The sequence below is a fragment of the Pseudomonas sp. FSL L8-0168 genome, from assembly GCF_037976155.1.
In the GTDB taxonomy this organism is placed as follows: Bacteria; Pseudomonadota; Gammaproteobacteria; order Pseudomonadales; family Pseudomonadaceae; genus Aquipseudomonas; species Aquipseudomonas paracarnis.
In genome coordinates this window covers 1,117,656-1,139,985 of the sequence record NZ_CP150262.1, presented here as the reverse complement: position 1 = coordinate 1,139,985, position 22,330 = coordinate 1,117,656, and the positions used below count along the sequence as shown (strand labels likewise).

Genomic DNA, 22,330 nt, shown 5'->3' with positions numbered 1-22,330 from the left:
GGCATGCTTGAGCACAACAGCCTTTTCGAACGCCTCGAGCAGGGGGCGTCTAACCCGGGTGCCACCGTGGCGTCCATCGCCGCACATTTGGGGAAAATGCTCAGCACTCGTGCGGGCAGTGTCCAGACGCTGCCTGATTATGGCTTGCCTGACCTCAATGACATGCGGCTCAGCTTGCATGAGTCCTTGAGCCAGTCGCGGCTGCATATCGAACGTTTTATCCAGGCCTATGAGCCGCGGCTGACGAACGTACGTGTCAGGCTGTTGCCGGTTGTGCGTGACTCCTTGTCCCTGGCATTCGCCATTGAGGCTGAGCGGATGATTGAGGGCGTACTGCATCCTGTAGTGTTCCACGCGCGCCTCACGGATACCGGGCGGGTTGAGGTCTGTGCCAATGACGCTTAACCGTTATTTTCAAAGCGAACTCAGTGCGTTGCGCCAACTGGGGCGACGTTTTTCCGAACGTAATCCCGCCCTGGCGCCGTTTCTCGGCGAAGCGGGCCAGGACCCGGATGTCGAGCGCTTGCTGGAGGGCTTTGCATTCCTGACCGGGCGCTTGCGTCAGAAGCTGGATGACGAACTGCCGGAGTTGACGCACTCGTTGATGCACTTGCTCTGGCCCCATTACATGCGCCCGATACCGGCCTTCAGCATCTTGCAATTCGACCCGTTGAAACGCGCCGGCCCAAGCGTTCGGGTGGCTCGGGATACCGCCGTGCAAAGCGCTCCCATCCACGGTGAGCGTTGCCAGTTCCGTACATGCTATCCCACCGATGTCATGCCATTGCAACTCACTGACCTGGAATACAAATGCCAGGGTGAAGGGGCCTGGTTGGATTTGCGCCTGTGCATGAGTGTCGACGGCAGCTTCAGTGAGTTGGAATTCGATTCGCTGCGGCTGCACCTGGCCGGCGACCACTACATCAGTCAGGGCCTGTACCTGGGCCTATTGCGCCATCTGGCGGGAATCAGCCTGCAGCTCGTGGATCACGATGGCCTGCCGATCAGCGCCGGCGATGACCAACCCCTGACGCTGCGGCTCAATGCCAACCAGGTCCGGCCAGTGGGGTTTTCCCAGGAACAGGCGCTGATTCCTTATCCGCAGAACACGCTGGAGGGCTATCGGCACCTGCAGGAGTACTTCGCGTTTCCCGAGAAGTACCTGTTTGTCGATGTCGAAGGCTTGGAGGTGTTGCACACGTTGTCTCACGAGTTGCTCCGGCAGGCGCACGGCCTGGTGATGCGTTTCGAGCTCCGCAGTCAGGGCCGCGAGCCCCTGCGTCCTACCTTGGATAACGTAAAGCTGTATTGCACGCCCATCGTCAACCTGTTTACTCAGGATGCAATTCCCATTCGCCTGGACGGTAAACAGGACGAGTACCTTTTGGTACCTGGGGAATACACGCCGGGCAATGCCAGCGTGTATTCAGTGGACCGGGTCACCGGCTGGCGCCCCGGTGGCTTGGGCTATCAAACCTACGTGCCGTTCGAGTCGTTTGAACATGACTGCCACAGCGAGCCTGTGGCGGCACCGCCCAGCTACAGCATTCGCCAACGTTCGTCGGTTCAACATGGTGGACTCGACACCTGGATGGGGTTCGGCAATCGCCGCAAACAGGGCCAGGAAACCCTGTCGGTCGAACTGACCTGTACCAATTGCAACCTGCCACGGCAATTACGTGCAGGCGATATCAACCAGCCCGGCGAACACACACCGGAGTCGTTGACGTTTCGCAATATCACCGCGCCAACGGCGAGCTACGCACCGCCCCTGGACCAGGATTTCCTGTGGAATCTCATCAGCAATATGTCGCTCAACTACTTGTCGTTGACCGACATCAACGCCTTGAAGGCGATTCTCGCAACCTACGACCTGCCGCGTTATTACGACCGCCAGGCGCTGAAGGTCAGCCAGAAAAGACTGGCGGCTTTGCGCGCCATCCATCATGAGGCGACGGATCGCCTGCATCGTGGGTTGCCCGTGCGAGGGGTGCGGGTCGATCTGACGGTCGATTCCCAAGGCTTTGTCGGCCAGGGCGACTTATTTGTATTCGCTTCGGTCCTCAATCAGTTCTTTGCGCTTTATGCCAGCCTCAATTCCCATCACGAGTTGCGTGTCATCAGCACACAAGGAGACGTGTATTTATGGCCATCCCTGACGGGACAACAGCCCCTGCTCTGAATCAACTTTGCCGTGGTATCCGTGAATACACGTTGTTCCAGGCGGTTTTGCAGGTGATCGAGCGATTGCGTGAGGCTCATCCGCTGCTGGATGAAGACGCGTTGTACGACCAGTTGGAGTTCCAGGCCAACCCTGGCTTGGGCTTTGCCGCGCACGATATCGACCGAGTGGAGTTCTTTATGGAGCATGGACATTTACGCGCACGCCTGCGCCTCAATGTACTGGGGTTATTTGGCGCCGGGTCCCCACTGCCTGCGTTTTATGGTGAGCAGGCATTTGCCGAGCAGCCAGGCGGCAACCCGACTCGAGATTTCCTGGATATGTTCCATCATCGCTTGCACCGGCTGATGCTCCCGATCTGGCGCAAGTACCGCTATCGGGCGTGTTTCCGGGCAGGCGCCAATGATGGTTTTTCCGAGCAGATGTTTGCCTTGACGGGTCTGGGCGGCACCGCAATCCGTGGCGCTTCCCAGCTCGATTGCAAACGCCTGCTGCCCTACCTGGGCCTGCTGAGTGTGCGTGTGCACTCGGCGGCGTTGATCGAGTCGGTCCTGCGCTACTACTTCAAGCACGACGCGTTGTTTATCGAGCAGTGGGTTGAACGCCAGGTCGAGATCAGCCCGGTCCAGCGCAATGACCTGGGGCGGGCCAACAGTGTGCTTGGCGAGGACCTGGTGCTGGGGCGCCGCGTCGCTGACCGCAGTGGCAAGTTCAGGGTGCATGTCCGCGCGTTGGGGTGGCAGCGTTTTCACGACTTCCTGCCCACGGGAAAGGCCTATCAGCCGCTGCGTTCGCTGGTGCGCCTGACCCTGCGCGACCCATTGGAATACGACCTGCGTCTGGTACTGGCGCAGGGTCAGATCAGGGCTCTGCACATTGGCGAAAACACGGTTTGCCGCCTGGGTTGGACCACCTGGCTGGGGCACGAGCGGGCCGATGGCGTAGTCACGCTAACCCGTAATTTTCATTAGGGATGAATGGACATGATGAACAGGGATTTGCAACGCATGATCGGCGCACTGTCAGCACGGCTGGAAACAGCATCGGCCCTGGTGGATTTCTGCGGGTGCAACCAATGACCGATAACCTGCCCGGTGGCGGGGCCGACGCGCTGAGGTATGCCGACGCGTTGTCTGCCTGTTTCGCACGCTTGGGGTTCGAGCGTGATGAACACGCGTTACCTGACGAATGTGTCAGCACGGCGGCCCGGCTGAGCCAATCTGACGTCAGCCAATTGTATCTGCTCGATGAAGTGACCGGCCGGCTTGAACTGATCGCCCAACATCTAGCCCAAGTGTCGTCGCTCACCGTCATGCCTCCACGGCCTGGTCAGCATTCCCAACAGTTGCTGCACGACGCCTTGACCCAAGGCACTGGGTTGAGCCTGGAGGATGTGCAAGGCAGAGGCCATGACACAGGTTTTCTGCCCGCATTGGCGACACCATGGCGTGCGCTATTAATCGTGCCGCTGTTCAATCAATGTGAGCGGATAACTGGGGTGCTGGTGTGCGCCCGCCAACAGCCGGCCCAGCTGCAAGGCTACGCCCCCTCGTTGGGGCATTTGGGCAGCTACGCCGTGAACCGGTTACGCGTACTGCGCGGTAGGCAGCCCAACGTCGGCCCAAAGCCCGCAGGCCACAAACCCTTGGCTGGCGCATACGGCCTGATTGGCACCAGCGCGGCAATGGAGCAGGCCTGTCGTTTGATCAGTAAAGTCCTGCACACCCCTTACACCGTGCTGTTGCAGGGTGAGACCGGCACAGGCAAGGAAGTGGTGGCCCGGGCCATACACACGGCCGGGCCGCGCAAGGCCAAGGCCTTTGTCGTGCAGAACTGCGCGGCGTTCCCGGAAGGATTGCTTGAAAGTGAGCTGTTCGGCTACCGCAAAGGTGCGTTCACTGGTGCCGATCGCAATCACGGGGGGCTGTTCGACGCCGCACATGGCGGTACGTTGCTGTTGGATGAGATCGGCGATATGCCGCTGCCCTTGCAAGCCAAGTTGCTGCGGGTATTACAGGAGGGTGAGGTTCGCCCGCTGGGTGCCAGTGCGGCACATAAGGTCGACGTACGCATCATTGCCGCGACCCACCGCGACCTCGCGGCGATGGTCGCCGAAGGGCGCTTTCGCGAAGACCTCTATTACCGTCTGGCTCAGTTCCCCATCACCTTACCGGCCCTGCGCGAGCGGGACGGCGATGTGCTGCAACTGGCGCGCCATTTCACAGGCAAGGTGTGCGCGGCGCTGGGGAGGCCACCTGTCGAATGGGCGAATACCGCCCTCGATCAACTGTCCAGCCATGGTTTTCCCGGCAACGTACGCGAGCTCAAATGCCTGGTGGAACGCGCCGTGTTGTTGTGTGACGACAGCGTGATTCGGCCCGAGCACCTGGCACTGCCGCTGGCACCAGAGCCGGCCTCTCCCGATGACGTGACGCTGCGCCAGCGGATGGAGCGAGTGGAGCGTACGTTCCTGCTCGACTGCCTGCACAAGAACCATGGCAATCGCACCCGCACCGCGCGGGAGCTGGGGGTCGCCCGGCGCACCCTGCTTTACCGTCTTGCCCGTTTGAACATTCCCTTTGGCGATGCCCGGGAGGAACGGTGAATGGTGCACTTGATTTTTACTGTGGGAGAAACCTGATGCCTGATCGTCCATGGCACGTCGTCGTGCTGGTGATGTGTTTGCTGGGAGGCTGTAACGCTAACTATGTGTTCGATGATGCCGAGTACCACCCCATGGGTGACCCGCAGGCGATCATTCGTGGCCGCTGAAAGGAGGGGGCATGAAGCTGCAGCTTGTGTTTGAGGTCTGCGCGTGCGAAAGCGACCAGAGCCTACTTTTGGCCCGCAAAGTATTTGACGGTACAGGCGGCGTGATCGGGCGTGGTCCTGGATGTGACTGGGTGATCCCTGACGCCAGCCGCGTACTCTCCAGCCATCATGGATTGATCGGTTACCGTGAAGGACGTTATTTCCTCACGGATATCAGCCGCAACGGTATCGGGATGGCCAAGAGTCCTGAGCGCCTGCGCAAGGGGCAGGCACGATTGATCAGTGACGGCGACGTATTCGAGCTGGGGGTGTTGACGATACGTGCGCGATTGCTGGAATCGCCGCGACCTTCCGACGAGCTGCTGGCGCCAGCGGCGGTGCCGATCCCCGATGACGCTTTCCTGTCGCTGGACCCGTTGCATGGCTTGGATCTTGATCGGCAGATGCGGGCCACGTCGGATGATCTGGAGGCCTTGAACAAGAGCGCCGATGAGCAAGCGGTATGGGCAGATCACTATGGGGCCGATTGCGAGCACGTGGTATTGCCGCGGCGGCAAGACCCTTCGATGGAGGTTACCGCGGTACCCGCTGTCGCGTCGACGCTGTCGACCGACGAGGTGTTCTGGTCGCAATTTGCAGCGGTCCTGGGTATGGACCTGACGGCCCTCGACACACCGGCCCGGGAGGCATTGGCGATCAAGGTGGCACGCTTGTTTCGGGTGACGATCGAAGGGCTGCAACAAGGTTTGCGCACCCGTGAAGAACTGAATAACGAACTGGGTATGGCGCCGTTCGCCAGTCAGGGCTCCGGCCAGAATCCCTTGAAAGTGTATAGCGACACCGATGCTGCTTTATCCGCGATGCTCGATACCCGGGAGTTGGGTCAACTGCCCGCGGTGCGCGCCATTGCCCAGGTGCACCTGGAACTACAGGTGCATCAGGTTGCGTTGCTGGCCGCTTGTCGAAGCGCCATGCGTAATGCCCGCGCTGTCTTTGAACCCAGCCATCTGTTGGGGTGTTTTGCGTCCCAGGGCAAGCCTGCCGGGTTTTTCTCCGATGGCGGGCGGTGGCGTGCCTACCAGCGTTACTACCAGCGTGTGGTGGCGCAAGAACAGTTGAATGATCGCCCGTTGGCCGGCGACTTCGCCAAGGCTTATGAGGAGCAGGTGCGCCTGATCTCCAGCCTGCACATTGATTTTCCAGGATGATAATCATGTATCGAGCCACCTTTGTTTCGTTGTTGCTCTTGTGCGGGCTGTTGGCGGGTTGCAGCGCCGTCTCGCCATTTTCCACGCTGACCAAGCTGGACGTGGTGCTGACTGCCAGCGAGCACGTCAACCCGGACTTGCACGGTCGTCCTTCTCCCGTGGTGGTGCAGTTGATCGAACTGCGCCATGGCGTTGCCTTTGAACATGCCGACTTCTTCAGCCTGTATGGCAATGCGCAGCACACGCTGCCAAAGGACTGGGTCGGCAGCGAGGAGGTTGAGCTGCGCCCGGGTGACCGGCTGGCGCTCAAACTGCGCATCGCTCCCGATAGTCGTTTTGTGGGAGTACTGGCCGCTTTTCGAGACTTGCCCCATGTCCAGTGGCGGCTGCTGGTGCCCTTGACGGTACAGCAACGCAACCGTGTCGAGCTGGTGCTGGACCAGGGCGGTATACGTGTTGCTGACCCGCTCGCCGGTGTGGAGGCGCAATAACATGCAGGTTCATAAAGTTATCTGGCAGGAAGGCATGCTGTTGCGGCCACAGCACTTGCAGCACAACGACCGTTATTACCACCAGCAGCTCAATCAGACCCGCCTGCTGGGCAGTGACACCTGGGGTTTGCTCACGTTCGAACTCAATACGCAGTACCTCAAGTTGGGCAAGCTGGTGGTCAACCAGGCCAGCGGCGTGTTGCCGGACGGCAGCCTGTTTGACTTGAATGCTGCCATGGAGCCGCTGGTGGTGCAGGTGCCAGAGGGTTCGGGCGCGCAAGGGGTTTACCTGGCGCTGCCGCTGGTCAGCGGCAGTCACCTTGAAGCCCGCCGGCCTGAGCAAAGTGACGTGTTGGCGCGCTACCTCAGCTGTGAAGTGGAAGTGGGGGATTCCAACGTGGGGGCGGATACGCGTTGCCGAATCCACTGCGCGCGCCCGGACTTACGTCTTCTGTTGGGTGAACAGCCGGGTGACCAGCACTTCATCAAGCTCAAGGTGGCCCAGGTACTCGACGCCAGCGGTGAAGGCGGTGTGAACCTGGATACGGCGTTCATCCCGACGTTTATCTTCGTGCAGGAGCATGGGTACGTGGCGTCGTGTCTCAAGGAGGTGATTGGCCTGCTTGCCAGTCGGGGCGATGCCATCGCGGCGCGCATTCGTGGCGAGAGCACGACCCAAGGCACACAAATCGCCGATTTCCTGATGCTGCAAGTGATCAATCGTAGTGAGCTGGAGCTGCGCCACTGCCTGAGCCAGACGCGGGTGCGGCCTGAAGCGGTGTTCCGTGCGCTGGTGTCGCTGCTCGGGGAGCTATCAACCTTCACCACTGAAAGTAAGCGCGCGCAGTTGGATGTTCACTATCAACACGGCGATCAGGGCGCCAGTTTTCGCGGGCTGATGGCGCAGGTGCGTACGGCACTGTCGGTGGTGCTGGAGCAACAGGCGATCAAGTTGGCATTGCAGCCTCGCCAGTACGGGGTGCTGGTATGCCCGGTCAGCGAGTTGAAACTGCTTGGCACAGCCACCTTCATCCTGGCGGCCACCGCGCAGTGTGAGGCGCAGGAATTGCGCCAGCGCCTGCCAGCCCACCTGAAAGTCGCGCCGGTTGAGCGCATACGCGAGTTGGTCAACCTGCACTTGGCCGGTATCAAGGTCAAGCCTTTGCCAGTGGCGCCGCGACAGATTCCTTTCCATGCCGGCAAGACCTATTTCGTGCTCGATATGAGCCCCCGTGATATCGCACAGCTGGAACAGTCGGGTGGTTTCGCTTTCCACGTAGGGGGTGAGTTCACCGGGCTTGAACTCGACTTCTGGGCCATCAGGAACTGAATGCCATGGACAGTGAATACACCCAGGATGAAAAAACCGTCCTGCTCGACCGGGAGACTCATGAGCCTGCCCAGGGGCCGTTGACGGATTTCCCATCGCCGCCGCGCTACGAACAGTTGGAAGACCGCATGATCTACGCCGGCCACAGGCTCGATACGCATAGCTTTCAGACAGGGCTCAACCCGCTGGTAGCCGCAGCCTTGGCGGTATTGTTCGAGGTTATTGGGATCAGGGTCTGCTCCGGCCGTGAAAACCTGGGCACGCTCAACGACCGATTAGTGTTGGCGGTGACTCAGTTCGAAACCCGCGCCTTGCAGGGCGGCGTGGAGAACAGCCAGGTCATGTCGGCGCGCTATGTGTTGTGCAGCGTGATCGACGAGGCGGTGGTGACGACACCGTGGGGGGCGCAAAGCGAATGGTCGAAGATGAGCCTGTTGAGCCGCTTCCATAACGAAACCTTTGGCGGCGAAAAAGTATTCCAGTTGCTGGAGCGCCTCACGCGCGACCCGGTGAAGCACCTGGCGATGCTGGAGTTGCTGTATCTGTGCCTGTCCCTGGGGTTCGAAGGCAAATACCGGGTGATGGAGCGGGGCGTGACGCAACTTGAGGCTGTCCGCGATGCCTTGTATCGCCAGATCAGGCACGTACGTGGGGAGCCGGCGGCGCAAGCGCTACTGCCTGCCCAGCAGCGGACCGACCGGCGCAAGCAGGTGCGGGTCATCCCTGCCACTTGGTGGGTCGGCCTCACCTTGGTGTGTGTGTTGGCGATGTACACAGGGTTTGCCTGGGTGCTGAGCAACGAGCGTACAAACGCGCTGCACCCCCTTCAACTTTCGGCGTCGGATCTGGTCCGCACGCCCTTGTAAACGCTGGGAGCAATGAATGATCGCATTCTTCAAGGGGGTGGGCACCGTGCTGGGCAGGATTTGGGTGTGGAGCCTGTTGCTGGTGCTTTCCTGCGCGGCAATGGTGTGGTTCTTGGGGCCGCTGCTGGCAGTGGATGATCACCGTATCTGGGCCGGGGCGACTGCTCGGTTGGTCACCATCAGCGGTGTGTTCTTGCTATGGGGACTGGCGATGGCGTTTGTGGGCCCAGGTTTTGCCGCCTGGCGCCAAAGACCAGAACGCGAGGTGCGCCGACAGCCGATGACGCGGGTGGAGGACGAACGCCGGCACCTGCGCAGTCGGTTCAAGAAAGCCGTGCACCTGCTCAAGATATCCCGCCATTATGGAGAGCGTAACGCGCGTTGGCGTCATGAGTTGCCCTGGTACCTGTTGATCGGTGAGCCGGGCAGTGGCAAGACACAGCTGCTGGCGGCAGCGGGCTTGCCGCTGGCGCTGGACCACGCGCAAACGCGGCCGATCGGTAGCAGTGCCCATTGTGACTGGTATTTCGGCGACGAAGGCGTGCTGATCGACACCCCGGGACGCTACCTTACCCAGCCCGACTCTTCAGTGGACGCCGCAGGCTGGATCACCTTGCTGCATCTGCTCCGGTGGCGCCGTCGAGTGCGGCCGCTCAGCGGTGTGGTGGTGACGCTATCGGTCGACATGCTGTCGAGCACCAACGAATACGACTTGGATCATCACGCACGCCATGTACACTCGCGCCTGCAAGAGATCCAACAAACGTTGCATGTGGATGTGCCGATTTACCTGGTGTTGACCCACGCCGACCGATTGCCGGCATTCGCTGAATTCTTCGACTCACCCATTGGAGAAAGTGCCGACAGCGTGTTGGGTCAGCACCTGCAAGGTTGCGCCGACGGTACTGACACAACACAGGTTCGTCAGGCGGTCGAGCAATTATTGCAGCGCTTGAACAGTGAGCTGATTGGGCGACTGCATCAGGAGCGCAATGTCGAGCGACGTGGGCAGATGCTGGAGTTTCCCCAGCAGGCAGCACGAATGGGGGAGCGCGTCAGCCTGTTCGTTGACATGGCGTTTTGCGCACATCGCTACCAACCCATCAACGGTTTGCGAGGGTTCTTCTTGACCTGCGCCGATGGCAGGCACCCGCGCTTTGTGCAGGGCCTGTTCAGCCAGGTGATCTTCGCCGAGGCCGACCTTGCGGGTTTGCAGGCTCAGGAACAACAACGTCTGCGTTGGCGCCAGGGCGCGCAGGCGGTGGCTGCAGCGCTGGTTATTGGCGGTGTCGGCGGGCTATGGGGGCACAGTTACTCAGTCAACCACCAACGCTTGGCGCAATTGTCGGCGCTGACCTCACACCCGCCGCTCGCCCTTGCGGCCGACGATGAAAGCACGGCGCTGTTGGCGCTGTTGGACGCGCGACTGGCGGCGACGCAGGTTTTTCCTGGGCCGGCAGATGTACGCCTGGTGGAGCGCACCGGGCTGTATCAGGGCGAACTGAGCCGTCCCAGCGTCGATCAAGCCTATGATCACGCGCTGCAAAAGCCATTTCTGGCCTGGACAGCCGCCCAGTTGGAAGAACAGGTAATTGCCAGCCTCGGGGACCGGGAGCGGCTGCTCGACGACCTGCGTGCCTACCTGATGCTCAATCTGCGCGAACGCCGTGACACGACCTGGCTGGCAGAACATATTGCAAGCCTTTGGTCGGTGCGGTTTGCCGGGGATATGCCAACACAGAAGCGCCTCAATGTGCACCTTGCGCGGCTGCTGGAGCAACCTTTTGTGGTGTCACTCAACGCGGAGCGGGTGGCCCAGGCCCGTGAAGCGCTGAGGGGCGAATCGTTGGCCGATGGGGTCTATCGGGTATTGCGCGAACAAGCGCGCAGCCTGGAGCCGTTGCGGCTGGCCGAGGGTAAGGTGTTCGCCGCTATCGATCCGCCTGTGCCGGGGTTCTATACCAAACGCTATGTGCAGTACTTTGAGGCGCAGGGCCCGCGGTTGGTAAACGCCATCACCCAGGACAACTGGGTGCTCGGCGAGGGTACCGACCTGGGGACCGAGGACTTGCGGCGCCTGATGGCGGAACTGCAGCAACGTTATTTCAGCGAGTATGCCGATGCCTGGAGCGATGCGCTTGGCCGAGTCAGGCTGCAAGAGACTGACAACCTGCGCCAGGATGCCGAGCAACTGATGAACCTGACGTCGGCGCAATCGCCTTTGATTCGTCTCTTGCAACAGGTGCGTGAAAATACGCGTTTGTTGCCAAGCCATGGACTGCTGGACAAAGTGGCCCAGCAGTCGGCAGACCTGGGCGAGATGGCCAAGTCGAGGTTGACGGCGGGGCAGGCGGGTATTGTCGAGGCTCCGCGGCGCGCCTTGCAGCGCCGCTTTGAGCCTTTGCATCAATTGCTGGATGAGCAGCAGAACCCCGGCGTAGAGCTGACTCAGGCCTTGCGTCTGCTGGATGAAGTGCACCTGCATTTGACGGCCTTGAACCGGGACAGCGCACCCGAGCAGGCCGCCTTCCTGCGTGCCAGGCAGCGCATGGAGGGCCAGCAGGATGCATTGGGCCATCTGCGAGACGCCGCCGCTCGCCTGCCGCTGCCCGTTGCCGGCTGGCTCGAAAGTATGGCGGATGACAGTTGGCGGCATTTGCTGGAACAGGCCTATGTGCACGTCAACCAACGTTATCAGAGCGAGGTGCATAGCCTTTATGCCAAGGCCATTGGCCGACGTTACCCATTCAATGCGCACGCCAGCAGTGAGGTCGCCCTTCACGATTTTCAGGAGTTCTTCAAGCCACGCGGGGTGATGGCGCGCTTTTATGAGGGCTACCTGCGGCCTTTTATCAGTGCCGACGGCAGCCGCTACCGATTGCGTGGGCTGGATGGCCAGAGTTTGCCGGTTTCCCGTGCGCTGCTGGAGCAATTGATGAAGATCCAGGTCATCCGCCGCGGCTTTTTTACCGAAGACGCGGGGGAGTTGTCCGTGCGATTCACCTTGGCACCCTACAGCCTGGACCCATCGGTCAGCCGAGCGATCCTGCGGTTTGGCGACCAGCAATTGGAGTATCGCCACGGTCCGATCGTACCCATGACGTTCCATTGGCCCACCGACGCAGACAATGGGCGCAGCAGCCTCGTCTTGGAGAGAGGCGCGGAGCAGCGCCCCTTGGGCATCGAAAAAGACACTGGAGCGTGGTCGTTGTTCCGGTTTCTGGACCTGCTGCAGAAAGAGCCCGCCAGCGGCCGTAATATACAGATCCTCAAGGCAGACCTCGCCGGCCTGCGCGCCAATTACCGGCTCACCAGCCAGCGTACGCCCGGTCCGTTTGACATGGACACATGGCGCACCTTTCGCCTGCCGGAGCAGCTGTGACCCCGATGGAAGCCCCGTGGCGCAGCGCCGGGCGCACGCAGCGAGGCTTGGCGCGGTTGCGCAATGAGGATGCATTCCTGGACAACCCGAGCACGGGTTGCTGGGCGGTGGCGGACGGCATGGGCGGGTATCGGCACGGGGATGTCGCCAGCCAGTGGATAGTCAGCCACTTGGCTTCAGTGTCGGCTGACGGCAACCTTGACCAACGTATTCAGGCGGTTCGCAACAAATTGCAGGACGTCAACCAAGGAGTACGACGCGCATGGACAGAACCTGGCGCAACCGGTGAAGTGACGATGGGCAGCACCGTGGTCGCCCTGTTGTTGGAGAAGGGCCGGGCGGCCTGCCTATGGGCGGGAGACAGTCGCTGCTATTTATGGCGCGACCAGAGCCTCTACCAATTGTCGAAGGACCACTCGCTGCTGCAGCGCCTCATGGACGAGCGTCAGTTGAGTGTGGCGCAAGCCCAGGCTTACCCGGGTGCCAGGGCCTTGACCCGGGCCGTTGGCGCGCGTTCGCGGTTGCATCTGGAGGTACTGGAACTGCGTACCCGCCCTGGGGATGTATTTTTGTTGTGCAGTGATGGCTTGTATCAGGCCCTCAGCCACGTTGACCTGGGACGGGCGTTGAGCATGGGCACGCCTCAACGGGCAGTGGAACGGCTATTTGCAGCGGCGTTGCGCCGGCCGATACGCGATGACCTGACTGCGGTTGTGGTGCAGCCATGAACTCGGCAGCTCAAGCCTGCCGTTTACTGTCTGGGCGCTATCACCTTGAACGTGTCTTGGGCAGAGGTGGCATGGGCAGGGTGTACCGCGCGCGCGACCTGTTGCACGAGCAATTGGGCGAACCCTGTTCCAAGGTCGCGATCAAGCTACTCGACGAACCCATTTCCCAGTGCCCCGACGCGCATGTGTTGTTGTACAGCGAGTTTGCGTTGACCCGCAGCCTGAGGCACGCGCATGTGGTACGGGCGTTTTCGTTTGAGGTCGATACACACAGTCAAGTCGCGTTTTTCACCATGGAGTTGCTGCAAGGAGTGACGCTGGACCGCCTGCTGCTGGAGTGCCCCTATGGCTTGCCCTGGCGGGAGTTGCGACCCATCGCCGTGCAGTTGCTGGATGCGCTGGTCTACACCCACCAGCAAGACGTTCTGCACGGTGATGTCAAACCAGCCAATGTCATGGTGGGCGAGGAGGGCGTGCGCTTGTTCGATTTCGGCCTGGGCCAGGCTCAAGCAGGCGCCGCAATGGGTTTGCCGAGTGTCAGCCGCAGTCGTTTCAATGCCTGGACACCTGCCTACGCCGCCCCGGAACTGTTGGCCGGCGGTGCGCTGACCGCCGCTGCCGACCTGTACGGCGTGGCCTGCGTCCTGTACGAACTGGCCCACGGCAAGCGCGTTGGGGAGCGCGCCTCCACGGTCTGTCTGCCCCGGCCCGCGCAGTTGCCCAGGCATTGCTGGGTGGCGTTACAGGCAGCGTTGGCGATAGACCCGCAGCACCGAAGCATAACGGTCGCCGAGTTGCGTCACGTCATGGGGCGCAACCGAGCACGCTGGTGCTTGTAGGGCAAAGGTCAAACGGCCAAGCCGTGCAACTGGCAGTACTGCGCCCAGTCCATGCCTGCCATCTGTGCGACTTCTTTATGCACTTCGCGCCGCTGGGCCTCGAAGGCTTCGGTCGAATCGGCCGTCAGCTTGAGGGTCAATTCCCAGGCGAATAATTTTTGCTGTTCAGCGTGTGCTTCGAAAGCCTCATGCAGGCGTTCGGCGCGATACTGCGCCAGGGTTTCGCCCCTGGCCTGGGCTACCAGCGGGTTTAGGCTGTCCAGCTCGGCAGCGACCTGCGGTTGTTCGCGCAGGAATCTGTCCAGCGCAAGTTGGTGCGTATCGTTGGGTGCCGACACAGGTAGACACCTTAATGAGAAGGGTGAGAGTTGCTATCGGACGCGCGTGCGTTGAGGTGATGGCGGGCACGCTTGCGCGACCTGCGCTGCATCCAGTTTTGCAACGGCGCCAGCAAGAAAAACATCAGGTAAGCGACCAGCACCAGGGTCAGGTCTACCCAGGTTTCAGCCACAGGCCCAGTGAACAACTCAATGAGGTTCTTGATTACAAACAGCAACACCACGCTGCACAACCACAGCAGGATGGTGACAAACAGAGGACGCATGTGACTTGAGCGTTTGTCTTGCATAGTGAGGTTCTCTCCTTTGGCCTGTTGTCGTTCCAGGCAAGATTCCCTGAGTGCGTACCCATTATCAGACAGGTTGTAACATCCTTTAACACGCACAAACCGTGCGGATGATACCGACTCAGACAGCCTTAGGGGATGATTCAAGTCAGAAAGTTCGATAAATCTGTAGGGATTTAGTCTAGCAACCCGGCATTCACTGGTAAAAAAGCCGGGCAGGGACGGGGATAAAGGCTTTCGCTTCGGCTATCAGGCCGTGTAGCGTTAGCGGGTGTTTCCGGCCCTGATCTTCAGCGGCAGTCGGTGACAGGCAGAGGACGGCCCATGGCGCACACCCTGTTCAAACTTTTCCTGACACAGCGCCTGGCGGTCCTGGCCAGCACGGAGTCGCTGCGTGCGATTCGGGAGGGGCTGCTGTGGATACTGCCGTGCCTGTTGGTGTCCGCTGGTTTCCTTATCCTGTCCGAATGCGCCCTGGCGCTGGGGTTCGATGCGCAGGTGGTGAGTTTCCTGGCCGGGCTGCATAAACAGATCAGCTCGGTGATCCCGTTGCTGGTGGCGGCCTCCATCGGTTACATGTTGGCGATTCAACACCGTCTGCCACAACTGCCGGTCGCCTTCCTGTGCCTGGCCCATGTAGTGGTCGCAACCTTCGTGCTGCGTGAGTACCCGCGTGCTTCGGCCACGTTCCTACTCTTTATTGCCATTGCTTCGCCCTTGATCAATGTGCCGGCCATCGCCTGGCTGCACCGCTTTCGCTGGACGCGCCTGGTCAACCAGGACCTGGTCGGCCATAACCTCAAGGGCACCATCAACATGGTGATACCCGGCGCACTCACGGCCTTGTCGTTGGTGGCGGTGTTGTCGTTGCTGCTGTTGATCCCCCATGTGGCGCAAATCCAGGGGCCTCAGGTGCTTGATGCGTTGCAGACGCCTTACGGCAGCGGGTTGTTTGTCACCCTGATGAATTCGCTGCTGTGGTTCTTCGGGATTCACGGCGTGTATGCCATGCAGCCGTTATTCGATGCATTGGATCAGGCGGTGGCGCTCAATGGCGCAGCGTTGGCGGCGGGGGAGCCGGTGCTGTACCTGCTCAACAACGGCTTGCTGGGCAGTTTTGCGTTTATCGGTGGCTCGGGCGCAACCTTATGCCTGTTATTGGCGATCCTGCTATTTTCCAAGAGCCAGTCCATGCGCTTGCTGGCGGTGGCCAGTTTGCCGCTGTCATTATTCAATGTCAGCGAAGTGCTGTTGTTCGGTTTGCCGATCATCCTCAACCCGCGCCTGTTCATACCATTTCTATTGGTGCCGGCGTTCAACGCGATGGTGGCGTTGATGGTGGTGCAACTGGGCTGGGTCTCACCGGCGGTGGCCAGCGTGCCCTTTACCGCCCCGGTGCTGCTCAACGCGTACCTCAGCACCCATGGCGATGTGGCGGCGGTGGTGTTGCAGATCGTTCTGTTGGGCGCCGGTACCCTGGCGTATGCGCCCTACGTCAGGGCGATTCATCGCCAGTCCAGCGATGGCGGCACGGTGTACCTCAAATCCCTTGACATGACCTTTCGCGGTCTCGAGGAGAAAGGCCGTCTGCTGGAGTTCGATCCGGTGCTGGCCACTCACCAGACATTGGCCCGTCAGGCCGCTGAGTTGAACCGTATTCAACAGATCAGCGATTACGAGTTCTACCTTGAGTTTCAACCCCAAATCTCCACCCGCACCGGTTTGTGCACCGGGTGCGAGGCGCTGATGCGCGCCCGGGACAGCCAGGGCACGGTGCATTCGCCCTGGGAGTTCCTGCAATGGCTGGCGCACGCCAGGCTGATGCCGGACGTAGACGTGTGGGTGGCATCCCAGGCTGTGCGCCAGTATCAGAAATGGCAGAAGGTGGGTTTTGAACTGCCGATGACCATCAATATTTCCAGCACCACGCTCAAGGACGCCGCCTATGGCGACCGCCTGGTGGAAATTCTTCGCCAGGCCCGTGGGCAAGTTTCAGTGGAAATTACCGAAGACGCGCTGGTCAGCGACATCCCGGCCACCCGCCAGACCATCCAGAAGTTGCAGGCCATGGGCGCCAAGGTCTATCTGGATGATTTTGGCACTGGGTTTTCTGCGTTGAGCTATCTGCACCAGTTTCCTGTGGATTTCATCAAGATCGACCGCAGTTTTGTGGTTGCCCAGCATGACCCTAAAGGCGCCCAGGTGCTCACAGGTATGTTGCGGTTCTGCGAGGCCTTGGACCTGGGCGTGGTAGTGGAAGGGGTTGAGACGGCTGAGCAATTGGCCTTTTTGAGTAACGGGCCTGAGTTGTTTATCCAGGGCTGGTATTTCAGCAAGGCACTGCCTGGGGATCAGTTGCCGCGCTTTGTGCGTGAGCGCAGGGCGTTGGTCTGATGGCCGACGCTTATCTAACTGACGCCCTGCGGTCCAACTGTGGGAGCTGGCTTGCCTGCGATGACGGCCTGCCAGTCGACGCCTATCTACCTGACACCCCGCAGTCCAACTGTGGGAGCTGGCTTGCCTGCGATGACGCCCTGACAGCCGACGCTGTTATACCGTGTACATATCCATTCCTGCGGTCACGACCACTTAGGGTTCCGCTCTGACAGCGGGTCACTTTGGAAAAGAGCCGGAATGCCGGCCCAGCCCAAAGTAACCAAAGGGCGCTTGCCCCACCACTCGGCACCTCGCTTGGGCTCGGTGTGCCCGTAATCCGCCAGTGATTTGGGGGGGGGGGCGCTTCAGATCAAGAGCAAGATCAAGAGCGACTCGCTTCGCATCGTGGTTACCGCTGGCTGCTACGGAGTTGTGTAATACCTATTGTTTGGTGGCGCCAACCCCCCATCTCCAAGCCTTTGAAAGAATTTTCCTACAGGTGTTGACCTTGCCACTACGGGAACCTTTAGGCTTTTTTCCGAGTACGCCCAACCACAAAAACAAGATTCAGGGGTTATCAATGGATACTGCTGCCCTGCAACAACGCTCGGATTCCGATCTCTTCACCAACGCCTCGCGGCTGATGGTGAATGCCTTGGAACCCAGCGCCAACTACGCCCAAGTCACCCGCGCGCTGGAAGCGCTGCTCGCACTGACCCGGCAAGGCCTGGCGGGAGACGCCCAAGCTTATGCGCACTATCAGTCAGCCCTGCTGCAACTGCACCTCCCCGGTGACCCGCGCACCGAGCCGACCCGGCGCTGGATGGCCAGCGAGGTCTACCGCGTCGAAGATGAGTTCGCCGCCGACGTGCCGGGCTTTAAAGCGTTGCCGGCGGACGAGTTCCGTCAACAGGTCGACGCTGAAATCGCCGCACGCAGCCGGGTCAACCACCCGATGTCGGTGCACCTGTTCCAAGGTACGCCGCCGGTGCAGGATGTGCGCTTTTTCCTGGAGCATCACTGGACCCGTTCCTACAACTTCTACAGCCTGCTGGCCGAGTTGGCCTTCCGTTTCGAAGCCATCGAAGACGCCTCGGTGTTTTACCGCAACTTGTACGGCGAAGCAGGCGCTGAGACACCGGAGCGTTCGCACCCTGCGATGCTCGCCCATCTGATGGAGTATTTCGATATTCCGCTGGACATCGATTTCCCCGCGCTGCATCCGCTGGAAAAGGCCTACCTGAATAATCGCATTCGCTGTGTGCGCCACACCGATGTCGCCTGGGGCCTTGCGCTGCTCTATGCGGTGGAGTCTGTCAGCTGCGTCAACCATCGGCGCATCTACGAGTTGTTGCAGCGCCTGGATGTACCGGCGCAGCCCAGCGAATTCCACCGCTTGCATGGCACCCAGGATGAGATCGACACCGAAGAAATGTGGGCACTGATTGCCAAGTTCGCCAGCGAGGAAGGCTTTCAACGCACGTTCATGCGCGCACTCAAGCGCCACTTCGAGATCAACAAGGCCTACTTCGACAGCCTGTGGCAGCAGATGCAGGCCCAACGCCTGTCTGCCTGAACGACCTGCGATCCAAAAACAAAAATAATGGAGCACATGATGAGCCCACGTAATTTTTCCCTGTCGCAATTGCAGAATATTCACACGGCCGAAGCCCGTCTGCTGGCGGAAGCCTTGAAACCGGACGCGACGTTCAATCGCATCGAAATTGCCGCCAATATGCTGCGCGCCCTGTGCGAGACCGGCCAACGTGGCGACGCCGCGAATGCAGCGCAGTGCCAGCAATTGCTGTACATCCTCTCGTTGAGCGACGACGTGGCCACCGCCTCGACCCGGCGCTGGCTGGCCAATGCCGTCTATAGCGTGCAAGAGCGTTTCATGCCGTCAGCCGACTTGGCATCGCCCTTGTCCGAGGCCGGCTTCCAGCAGCGCCTGGAAGAGCAGATTGCCGCGCAGTCGCGGGAAAACCATCCGATGTCGCAGTATGTGTTTGAAGGCAAAGCCTCTCACGAGCAACTGCAGGTGTTTTTGCGCCACCAATGGTTCCGTACTTATCGCCTTTACCGGGACGCCGCCGACCTGCTGGTCAACCTGACTGACGTGGACGAGGCGGCTGCCCTGGCGCGTTATCTCTACGGCGAGTTGGGCGAAGAGGATGAGCAGCGTTCCCACCCGAAGCTGTTGGCCAAGCTGCTCGCCGCCGTGGGCCTGAATGCCGATTTCGAGGCCCTCTCGACGATGCCCGAGGAAATCGCCTACCTCAACAACCGCGCACGCTGTTTCCGCAACCCCGATGTCGGCTGGGGCCTGGCGGTGTTCTACATCACCGAACTGGTGGTGCCCGGTAACCACGGCAAGCTGTACAACGCCCTGCGCAACGCGGGCTTGAGCCAGGATGACGCGGAGTACTACGAAGTGCACATCAGCCTGGTGCCGCCGCGGGCCAAGCGTGAATGGGCACTGATCTCACGGCGTATTCCGGACCTGGGGTTCCAGAATGCGTTCCTGACGTCTCTGGCCGAGCACTTCCGGCTGGAGCGGGCTTATTACGATGCAGTCTGGGAAGAAGTACAACGCGTGAAGTAGCCCTCCCTGGACAACCCGAGTAACCCGACATGCCAAGTCATATCACTGAATCCCGTATCCACGGGGGCGCTTACTCGTCCCCGGAATTTGCTGCAATCTTCTCTGATGCCAATCAGGTGCAGAAGTGGCTCGATGTTGAAACAGCGCTGGCGGCGACCCAGGCGCAGATGGGCCTCATCCCCCACGAGGCCGCCCGGGAGATTGCCCGGGTAGCCAGCGTGGAACTGCTGGACCTCGATGCGTTGGGGCGCGAGGGCCTGGAAACCGGGCACATCCTGGTGCCGACCCTGCGCGCCTTGCAGGGGTTATGCGCCGATGGGCTGGGCGAATACGTGCATTACGGCGTGACCACCCAGGACATCCTCGACACCGGCCTCATCCTGCAAATCCGCGATGCCTGGGGCCTGGTAGTGCAGCGTTTGCGCGGGATCCGCGGGCATCTGCTCACGCTCGCCCTGCGCCATAAGCACACGGCGATGGTCGCCAGAACCCATGGCCAACACGCATTGCCCACCACGTTCGGCTATAAGGTGGCGGTGTGGGTCGATGAGATTGATCGACACCTTGAACGCTTTGACGAAGCCTACGCCCGGGTGATGGTCGGCAACCTGACCGGCGCCGTGGGCACCCTGGCCGGGCTTGGCCCGCAGGGTTTGGACGTGCAGCGCCGCACCCTGGAAAGCCTCGGCCTGGCGGCGCCGTTGAGCAGTTGGCACAGCGCCCGCGACCGCATCCTGGAAGCAGCGTGGTTGCTGGTGCAGGCGTCGGCGACGTTGGGGCGTGTCGCCAATGAGATCTACCACCTGCAGCGCACCGAGATCGACGAAGTGCGCGAGGGGCGGCGAGCCGGGCAAGTGGGGAGTAGCACCATGCCCCACAAGCAAAACCCGTCGACGGTGGACTTGATCAGCGCGCTGTCACGGCTGGTACGTGCGCAGATGGTTGCGCTGACCGATGCGGCTTTCCAGATGCACGAGCGTGACGGCACCACCTGGCGCATCGAATGGGCGGCCTTACCCGAGCTGTTCATTTACGCCGGTGCGTTGCTCGCTCGTATGGAAGGCTTGCTGCTGGCGGGGTTGGAGGTGCGTGAAGCGCGCATGCGCAGCAACCTGGACTTGTTGGGCGGGCTGATCCTGTCGGAGCGCGTGATGCTTGCGCTGGCGCCTCGGTGTGGCAAGCAGACGGCCCATCACCTGGTGCACGACATCGCCCTGCAGGCCCAAGACGCGGGCGTTTGCTTTCGCGACGCGCTGCTTGGCGACCCTCGGCTGCGCGGTTGTTTCAGCCCACAAATGCTCGATGACTTGCTTGACCCGACGGCCTACACAGGGCTGGCGGCCGAAATGGTCGATCTGGTGGCAACTAAAGCACGACCTCGCGCTTCAGGCGATGGCGCTGAAGCACTGATGGCAACCCAAGGCAATACCAATCAGTCCCTGTACGCTACGGAGGGTATGTGATGGATGCGCAAACTTTGGAAACGACAGCTCGTGCGTCTTGCACCGCACGTTCGGACCACCCAGGTTTTGATCATGACGGCGAGCAATGCCGCCACGAACACAGCCACATCCTCGATTCGAAAACCCACGGTTCGGGTTATGCCGGCCCGCAGAGCCGCAAGATTTTTTGCAGTCATTGTCGCCTGCAACGCTGGCTGGACGTGGAAGCCGCGCTGGCCATGGCGCAGGCCGATGTCAACATCATCCCGCGCGAGGCGGCCCTGGAGATCGAAAAGGCCGCGTTGCTATCGGGCATCAATGTGCGCCAACTGGCCGAGGGTGTGGTTGCCACTGGGCATTCGCTGATGCCATTGCTGAGCGCCCTGCAAAAAAATTGCAGCCCCAGTGCCCGTGAATACGTGCATTACGGCGCTACCACCCAAGACATACAGGACACCGCCCAGTCCCTGGAGATGCGCGATGTGCTTGATGCGATGGACCAGGCCCTGGAGACTTTGCTGGGTAAGTTGTCGACCCTGGCCGATGCGCACCGTGACTCGCTGATGGTCGCCAGGACCCACTCGATTCCCGCCTTGCCGACCACCTTCGGGCTGAAGGTCGCTGGCTGGATCGATGAGCTGTTGCGCCACCAGCAGCGCTTGGCCGAAGCCCGCCAGCGTGTACTGGTGGTGCAACTGTTCGGCGGGGTCGGCACCATGGCGGCGTTCGGCCCGGACGCCATGCCGATGCTGGAGCGTTTTGCCCAGCGGTTGTCGCTGCAAGTGCCCCTGACGGGCTGGCATGTGTCCCGTGACCGCGTTGCGGAGTTCGTCAGCACCCTGGCCATGGTCACCGCCTCGTTGGCCCGCGTAGCCGATGAAATCCGTACGCTCAATCGCTGGGAAATCGCTGAAGTGGAAGTGGGCTGGAGCGACCAGCAGATCGGCAGCAGCACCATGCCGCACAAACGCAACCCCGAAGGCTGCGAGCAGGTGGTGGTGTTGGCACGGCTGGCCAAGGCCCAGGTCATGCTCGCGCTGGACGCGATGATTCTTGAGCATGAGCGCGATTACCGCGGTACGCGGCTGGAGTGGTGCGCGGTCGCGGACGTTTCCCACTATGTATTGATGGCGCTCTCGATTCTGACCGAGACCATCGACGGGCTCACCGTGAATGTGCAGAAGATGGAAGGCACCGCCCAGGCGTATGGCGATGCCATCTGCACCGAAGCGGTGGTGTTCGAAATGGCGCGCAAGCTGGGCAAGAGCAGCGCCTACCAGATCATCTTCGAAGTATCCCAGGCCAGCCAGCGCAATCACGTGTCGATCCGCGAGGCAATCGAGGCCGATGCGCGGGTGCTTGCTGTCATGAGTGACGGCGCCCTGGCACGGCTGTTCGAGCCCAGGACCCACCTGGGCATGTCCGAGCGCATCGTTGACAACGTGCTGGCCAAACTCGCCGGCCATTGATCCCTTAACAGACTTGCA

19 protein-coding genes are annotated in these 22,330 nt (G+C 60.9%); 17 read left to right on the top strand and 2 right to left on the bottom strand.

The window, feature by feature from the left end; translation table 11 throughout:
• The first annotated feature begins 3 nt into the window (after positions 1-3).
• The 12 genes from tssE to MHH62_RS04665 all read left to right on the top strand — a co-directional run bounded on the left by tssE (position 4) and on the right by MHH62_RS04665 (position 13,798).
• A complete protein-coding gene (gene tssE / locus MHH62_RS04720; protein ID WP_014718218.1) occupies positions 4-405 on the top strand; it encodes a type VI secretion system baseplate subunit TssE in 402 nt (133 codons plus the stop codon).
• Positions 395-2,182, top strand: coding sequence for a type VI secretion system baseplate subunit TssF (tssF, locus tag MHH62_RS04715; RefSeq protein WP_339232582.1), 1,788 nt, complete (start codon positions 395-397; stop codon positions 2,180-2,182). Before tssE ends, tssF begins: the two co-directional genes overlap by 11 nt.
• Positions 2,146-3,153, top strand: a complete 1,008-nt coding sequence (tssG, locus tag MHH62_RS04710; protein ID WP_019817599.1) for a type VI secretion system baseplate subunit TssG — start codon at positions 2,146-2,148, stop codon at positions 3,151-3,153. Before tssF ends, tssG begins: the two co-directional genes overlap by 37 nt.
• Before the next feature lie 104 nt (positions 3,154-3,257).
• Positions 3,258-4,787, top strand: coding sequence for a sigma 54-interacting transcriptional regulator (locus MHH62_RS04705; protein ID WP_339232581.1), 1,530 nt, complete (start codon positions 3,258-3,260; stop codon positions 4,785-4,787).
• 35 nt (positions 4,788-4,822) lie between these two features.
• Entirely contained in the window at positions 4,823-4,954 is a 132-nt protein-coding gene (locus tag MHH62_RS04700; RefSeq protein ID WP_014718222.1) for a hypothetical protein, read from the top strand.
• Positions 4,955-4,965: 11 nt separating this feature from the next.
• Positions 4,966-6,162 carry a type VI secretion system-associated FHA domain protein TagH gene (gene tagH, locus MHH62_RS04695; RefSeq protein ID WP_014718223.1) on the top strand — a complete coding sequence of 399 codons (1,197 nt, stop codon included), beginning with the start codon at positions 4,966-4,968 and terminating at the stop codon, positions 6,160-6,162.
• 5 nt (positions 6,163-6,167) lie between these two features.
• The gene (gene tssJ / locus MHH62_RS04690) at positions 6,168-6,653 is read left to right on the top strand and encodes a type VI secretion system lipoprotein TssJ (protein ID WP_014718224.1); all 486 of its coding nucleotides are present in this window, start codon (positions 6,168-6,170) and stop codon (positions 6,651-6,653) included.
• A 1-nt stretch (position 6,654) separates the two neighbouring features.
• On the top strand, positions 6,655-7,983 hold the full coding sequence (gene tssK, locus MHH62_RS04685; RefSeq protein WP_020301576.1) for a type VI secretion system baseplate subunit TssK: 1,329 nt from the start codon (positions 6,655-6,657) through the stop codon (positions 7,981-7,983).
• A 5-nt stretch (positions 7,984-7,988) separates the two neighbouring features.
• Entirely contained in the window at positions 7,989-8,849 is an 861-nt protein-coding gene (icmH, locus tag MHH62_RS04680) for a type IVB secretion system protein IcmH/DotU (RefSeq protein ID WP_014718226.1), read from the top strand.
• Positions 8,850-8,865: 16 nt separating this feature from the next.
• Positions 8,866-12,231 (top strand): type VI secretion system membrane subunit TssM, encoded by a 3,366-nt coding sequence (gene tssM / locus MHH62_RS04675; RefSeq protein ID WP_339232578.1) that lies wholly within the window; start codon positions 8,866-8,868, stop codon positions 12,229-12,231.
• Between the two features lie 5 nt (positions 12,232-12,236).
• Positions 12,237-12,959: a PP2C family serine/threonine-protein phosphatase gene (locus tag MHH62_RS04670; protein ID WP_044483593.1), complete on the top strand. Its 723-nt coding sequence runs from the start codon at positions 12,237-12,239 to the stop codon at positions 12,957-12,959.
• Positions 12,956-13,798 (top strand): serine/threonine-protein kinase, encoded by an 843-nt coding sequence (locus tag MHH62_RS04665; protein WP_072434478.1) that lies wholly within the window; start codon positions 12,956-12,958, stop codon positions 13,796-13,798. Before MHH62_RS04670 ends, MHH62_RS04665 begins: the two co-directional genes overlap by 4 nt.
• Before the next feature lie 8 nt (positions 13,799-13,806).
• Here MHH62_RS04665 and MHH62_RS04660 read toward each other — a convergent pair whose 3' ends face one another.
• Positions 13,807-14,136 (bottom strand): DUF6388 family protein, encoded by a 330-nt coding sequence (locus tag MHH62_RS04660; protein WP_014718230.1) that lies wholly within the window; start codon positions 14,134-14,136, stop codon positions 13,807-13,809.
• 11 nt (positions 14,137-14,147) lie between these two features.
• Positions 14,148-14,402 carry a hypothetical protein gene (locus MHH62_RS04655; RefSeq protein WP_224797013.1) on the bottom strand — a complete coding sequence of 85 codons (255 nt, stop codon included), beginning with the start codon at positions 14,400-14,402 and terminating at the stop codon, positions 14,148-14,150.
• 345 nt (positions 14,403-14,747) lie between these two features.
• Between MHH62_RS04655 and MHH62_RS04650 the strand changes: the two genes are divergently transcribed.
• The 5 genes from MHH62_RS04650 (at position 14,748) to MHH62_RS04630 (ending at position 22,312) form a co-directional block, all read left to right on the top strand.
• Positions 14,748-16,817, top strand: a complete 2,070-nt coding sequence (locus MHH62_RS04650; protein WP_103452206.1) for an EAL domain-containing protein — start codon at positions 14,748-14,750, stop codon at positions 16,815-16,817.
• A 562-nt stretch (positions 16,818-17,379) separates the two neighbouring features.
• Positions 17,380-18,375 carry an HOASN domain-containing protein gene (locus MHH62_RS04645; protein WP_339232577.1) on the top strand — a complete coding sequence of 332 codons (996 nt, stop codon included), beginning with the start codon at positions 17,380-17,382 and terminating at the stop codon, positions 18,373-18,375.
• 39 nt (positions 18,376-18,414) lie between these two features.
• Positions 18,415-19,401 (top strand): HOASN domain-containing protein, encoded by a 987-nt coding sequence (locus tag MHH62_RS04640; RefSeq protein WP_014718234.1) that lies wholly within the window; start codon positions 18,415-18,417, stop codon positions 19,399-19,401.
• A 29-nt stretch (positions 19,402-19,430) separates the two neighbouring features.
• A complete protein-coding gene (gene purB, locus MHH62_RS04635; protein ID WP_339232575.1) occupies positions 19,431-20,864 on the top strand; it encodes an adenylosuccinate lyase in 1,434 nt (477 codons plus the stop codon).
• Positions 20,864-22,312 carry an adenylosuccinate lyase family protein gene (locus MHH62_RS04630; RefSeq protein ID WP_339232574.1) on the top strand — a complete coding sequence of 483 codons (1,449 nt, stop codon included), beginning with the start codon at positions 20,864-20,866 and terminating at the stop codon, positions 22,310-22,312. Before purB ends, MHH62_RS04630 begins: the two co-directional genes overlap by 1 nt.
• The last annotated feature ends 18 nt before the right edge of the window (positions 22,313-22,330 follow it).

What these genes read in the sequence shown, in the direction of transcription:
- tssE (WP_014718218.1), top strand. Translation starts at nt 4, where the DNA reads ATGCTTGAGCACAACAGCCTTTTCGAACGCCTCGAGCAGGGGGCGTCT.
- tssF (WP_339232582.1), top strand. Translation starts at nt 395, where the DNA reads ATGACGCTTAACCGTTATTTTCAAAGCGAACTCAGTGCGTTGCGCCAA.
- tssG (WP_019817599.1), top strand. Translation starts at nt 2,146, where the DNA reads ATGGCCATCCCTGACGGGACAACAGCCCCTGCTCTGAATCAACTTTGC.
- MHH62_RS04705 (WP_339232581.1), top strand. Translation starts at nt 3,258, where the DNA reads ATGACCGATAACCTGCCCGGTGGCGGGGCCGACGCGCTGAGGTATGCC.
- MHH62_RS04700 (WP_014718222.1), top strand. Translation starts at nt 4,823, where the DNA reads ATGCCTGATCGTCCATGGCACGTCGTCGTGCTGGTGATGTGTTTGCTG.
- tagH (WP_014718223.1), top strand. Translation starts at nt 4,966, where the DNA reads ATGAAGCTGCAGCTTGTGTTTGAGGTCTGCGCGTGCGAAAGCGACCAG.
- tssJ (WP_014718224.1), top strand. Translation starts at nt 6,168, where the DNA reads ATGTATCGAGCCACCTTTGTTTCGTTGTTGCTCTTGTGCGGGCTGTTG.
- tssK (WP_020301576.1), top strand. Translation starts at nt 6,655, where the DNA reads ATGCAGGTTCATAAAGTTATCTGGCAGGAAGGCATGCTGTTGCGGCCA.
- icmH (WP_014718226.1), top strand. Translation starts at nt 7,989, where the DNA reads ATGGACAGTGAATACACCCAGGATGAAAAAACCGTCCTGCTCGACCGG.
- tssM (WP_339232578.1), top strand. Translation starts at nt 8,866, where the DNA reads ATGATCGCATTCTTCAAGGGGGTGGGCACCGTGCTGGGCAGGATTTGG.
- MHH62_RS04670 (WP_044483593.1), top strand. Translation starts at nt 12,237, where the DNA reads ATGGAAGCCCCGTGGCGCAGCGCCGGGCGCACGCAGCGAGGCTTGGCG.
- MHH62_RS04665 (WP_072434478.1), top strand. Translation starts at nt 12,956, where the DNA reads ATGAACTCGGCAGCTCAAGCCTGCCGTTTACTGTCTGGGCGCTATCAC.
- MHH62_RS04655 (WP_224797013.1), bottom strand. Translation starts at nt 14,402, where the DNA reads ATGCGTCCTCTGTTTGTCACCATCCTGCTGTGGTTGTGCAGCGTGGTG.
- MHH62_RS04650 (WP_103452206.1), top strand. Translation starts at nt 14,748, where the DNA reads ATGGCGCACACCCTGTTCAAACTTTTCCTGACACAGCGCCTGGCGGTC.
- MHH62_RS04645 (WP_339232577.1), top strand. Translation starts at nt 17,380, where the DNA reads ATGGATACTGCTGCCCTGCAACAACGCTCGGATTCCGATCTCTTCACC.
- MHH62_RS04640 (WP_014718234.1), top strand. Translation starts at nt 18,415, where the DNA reads ATGAGCCCACGTAATTTTTCCCTGTCGCAATTGCAGAATATTCACACG.
- purB (WP_339232575.1), top strand. Translation starts at nt 19,431, where the DNA reads ATGCCAAGTCATATCACTGAATCCCGTATCCACGGGGGCGCTTACTCG.
- MHH62_RS04630 (WP_339232574.1), top strand. Translation starts at nt 20,864, where the DNA reads ATGGATGCGCAAACTTTGGAAACGACAGCTCGTGCGTCTTGCACCGCA.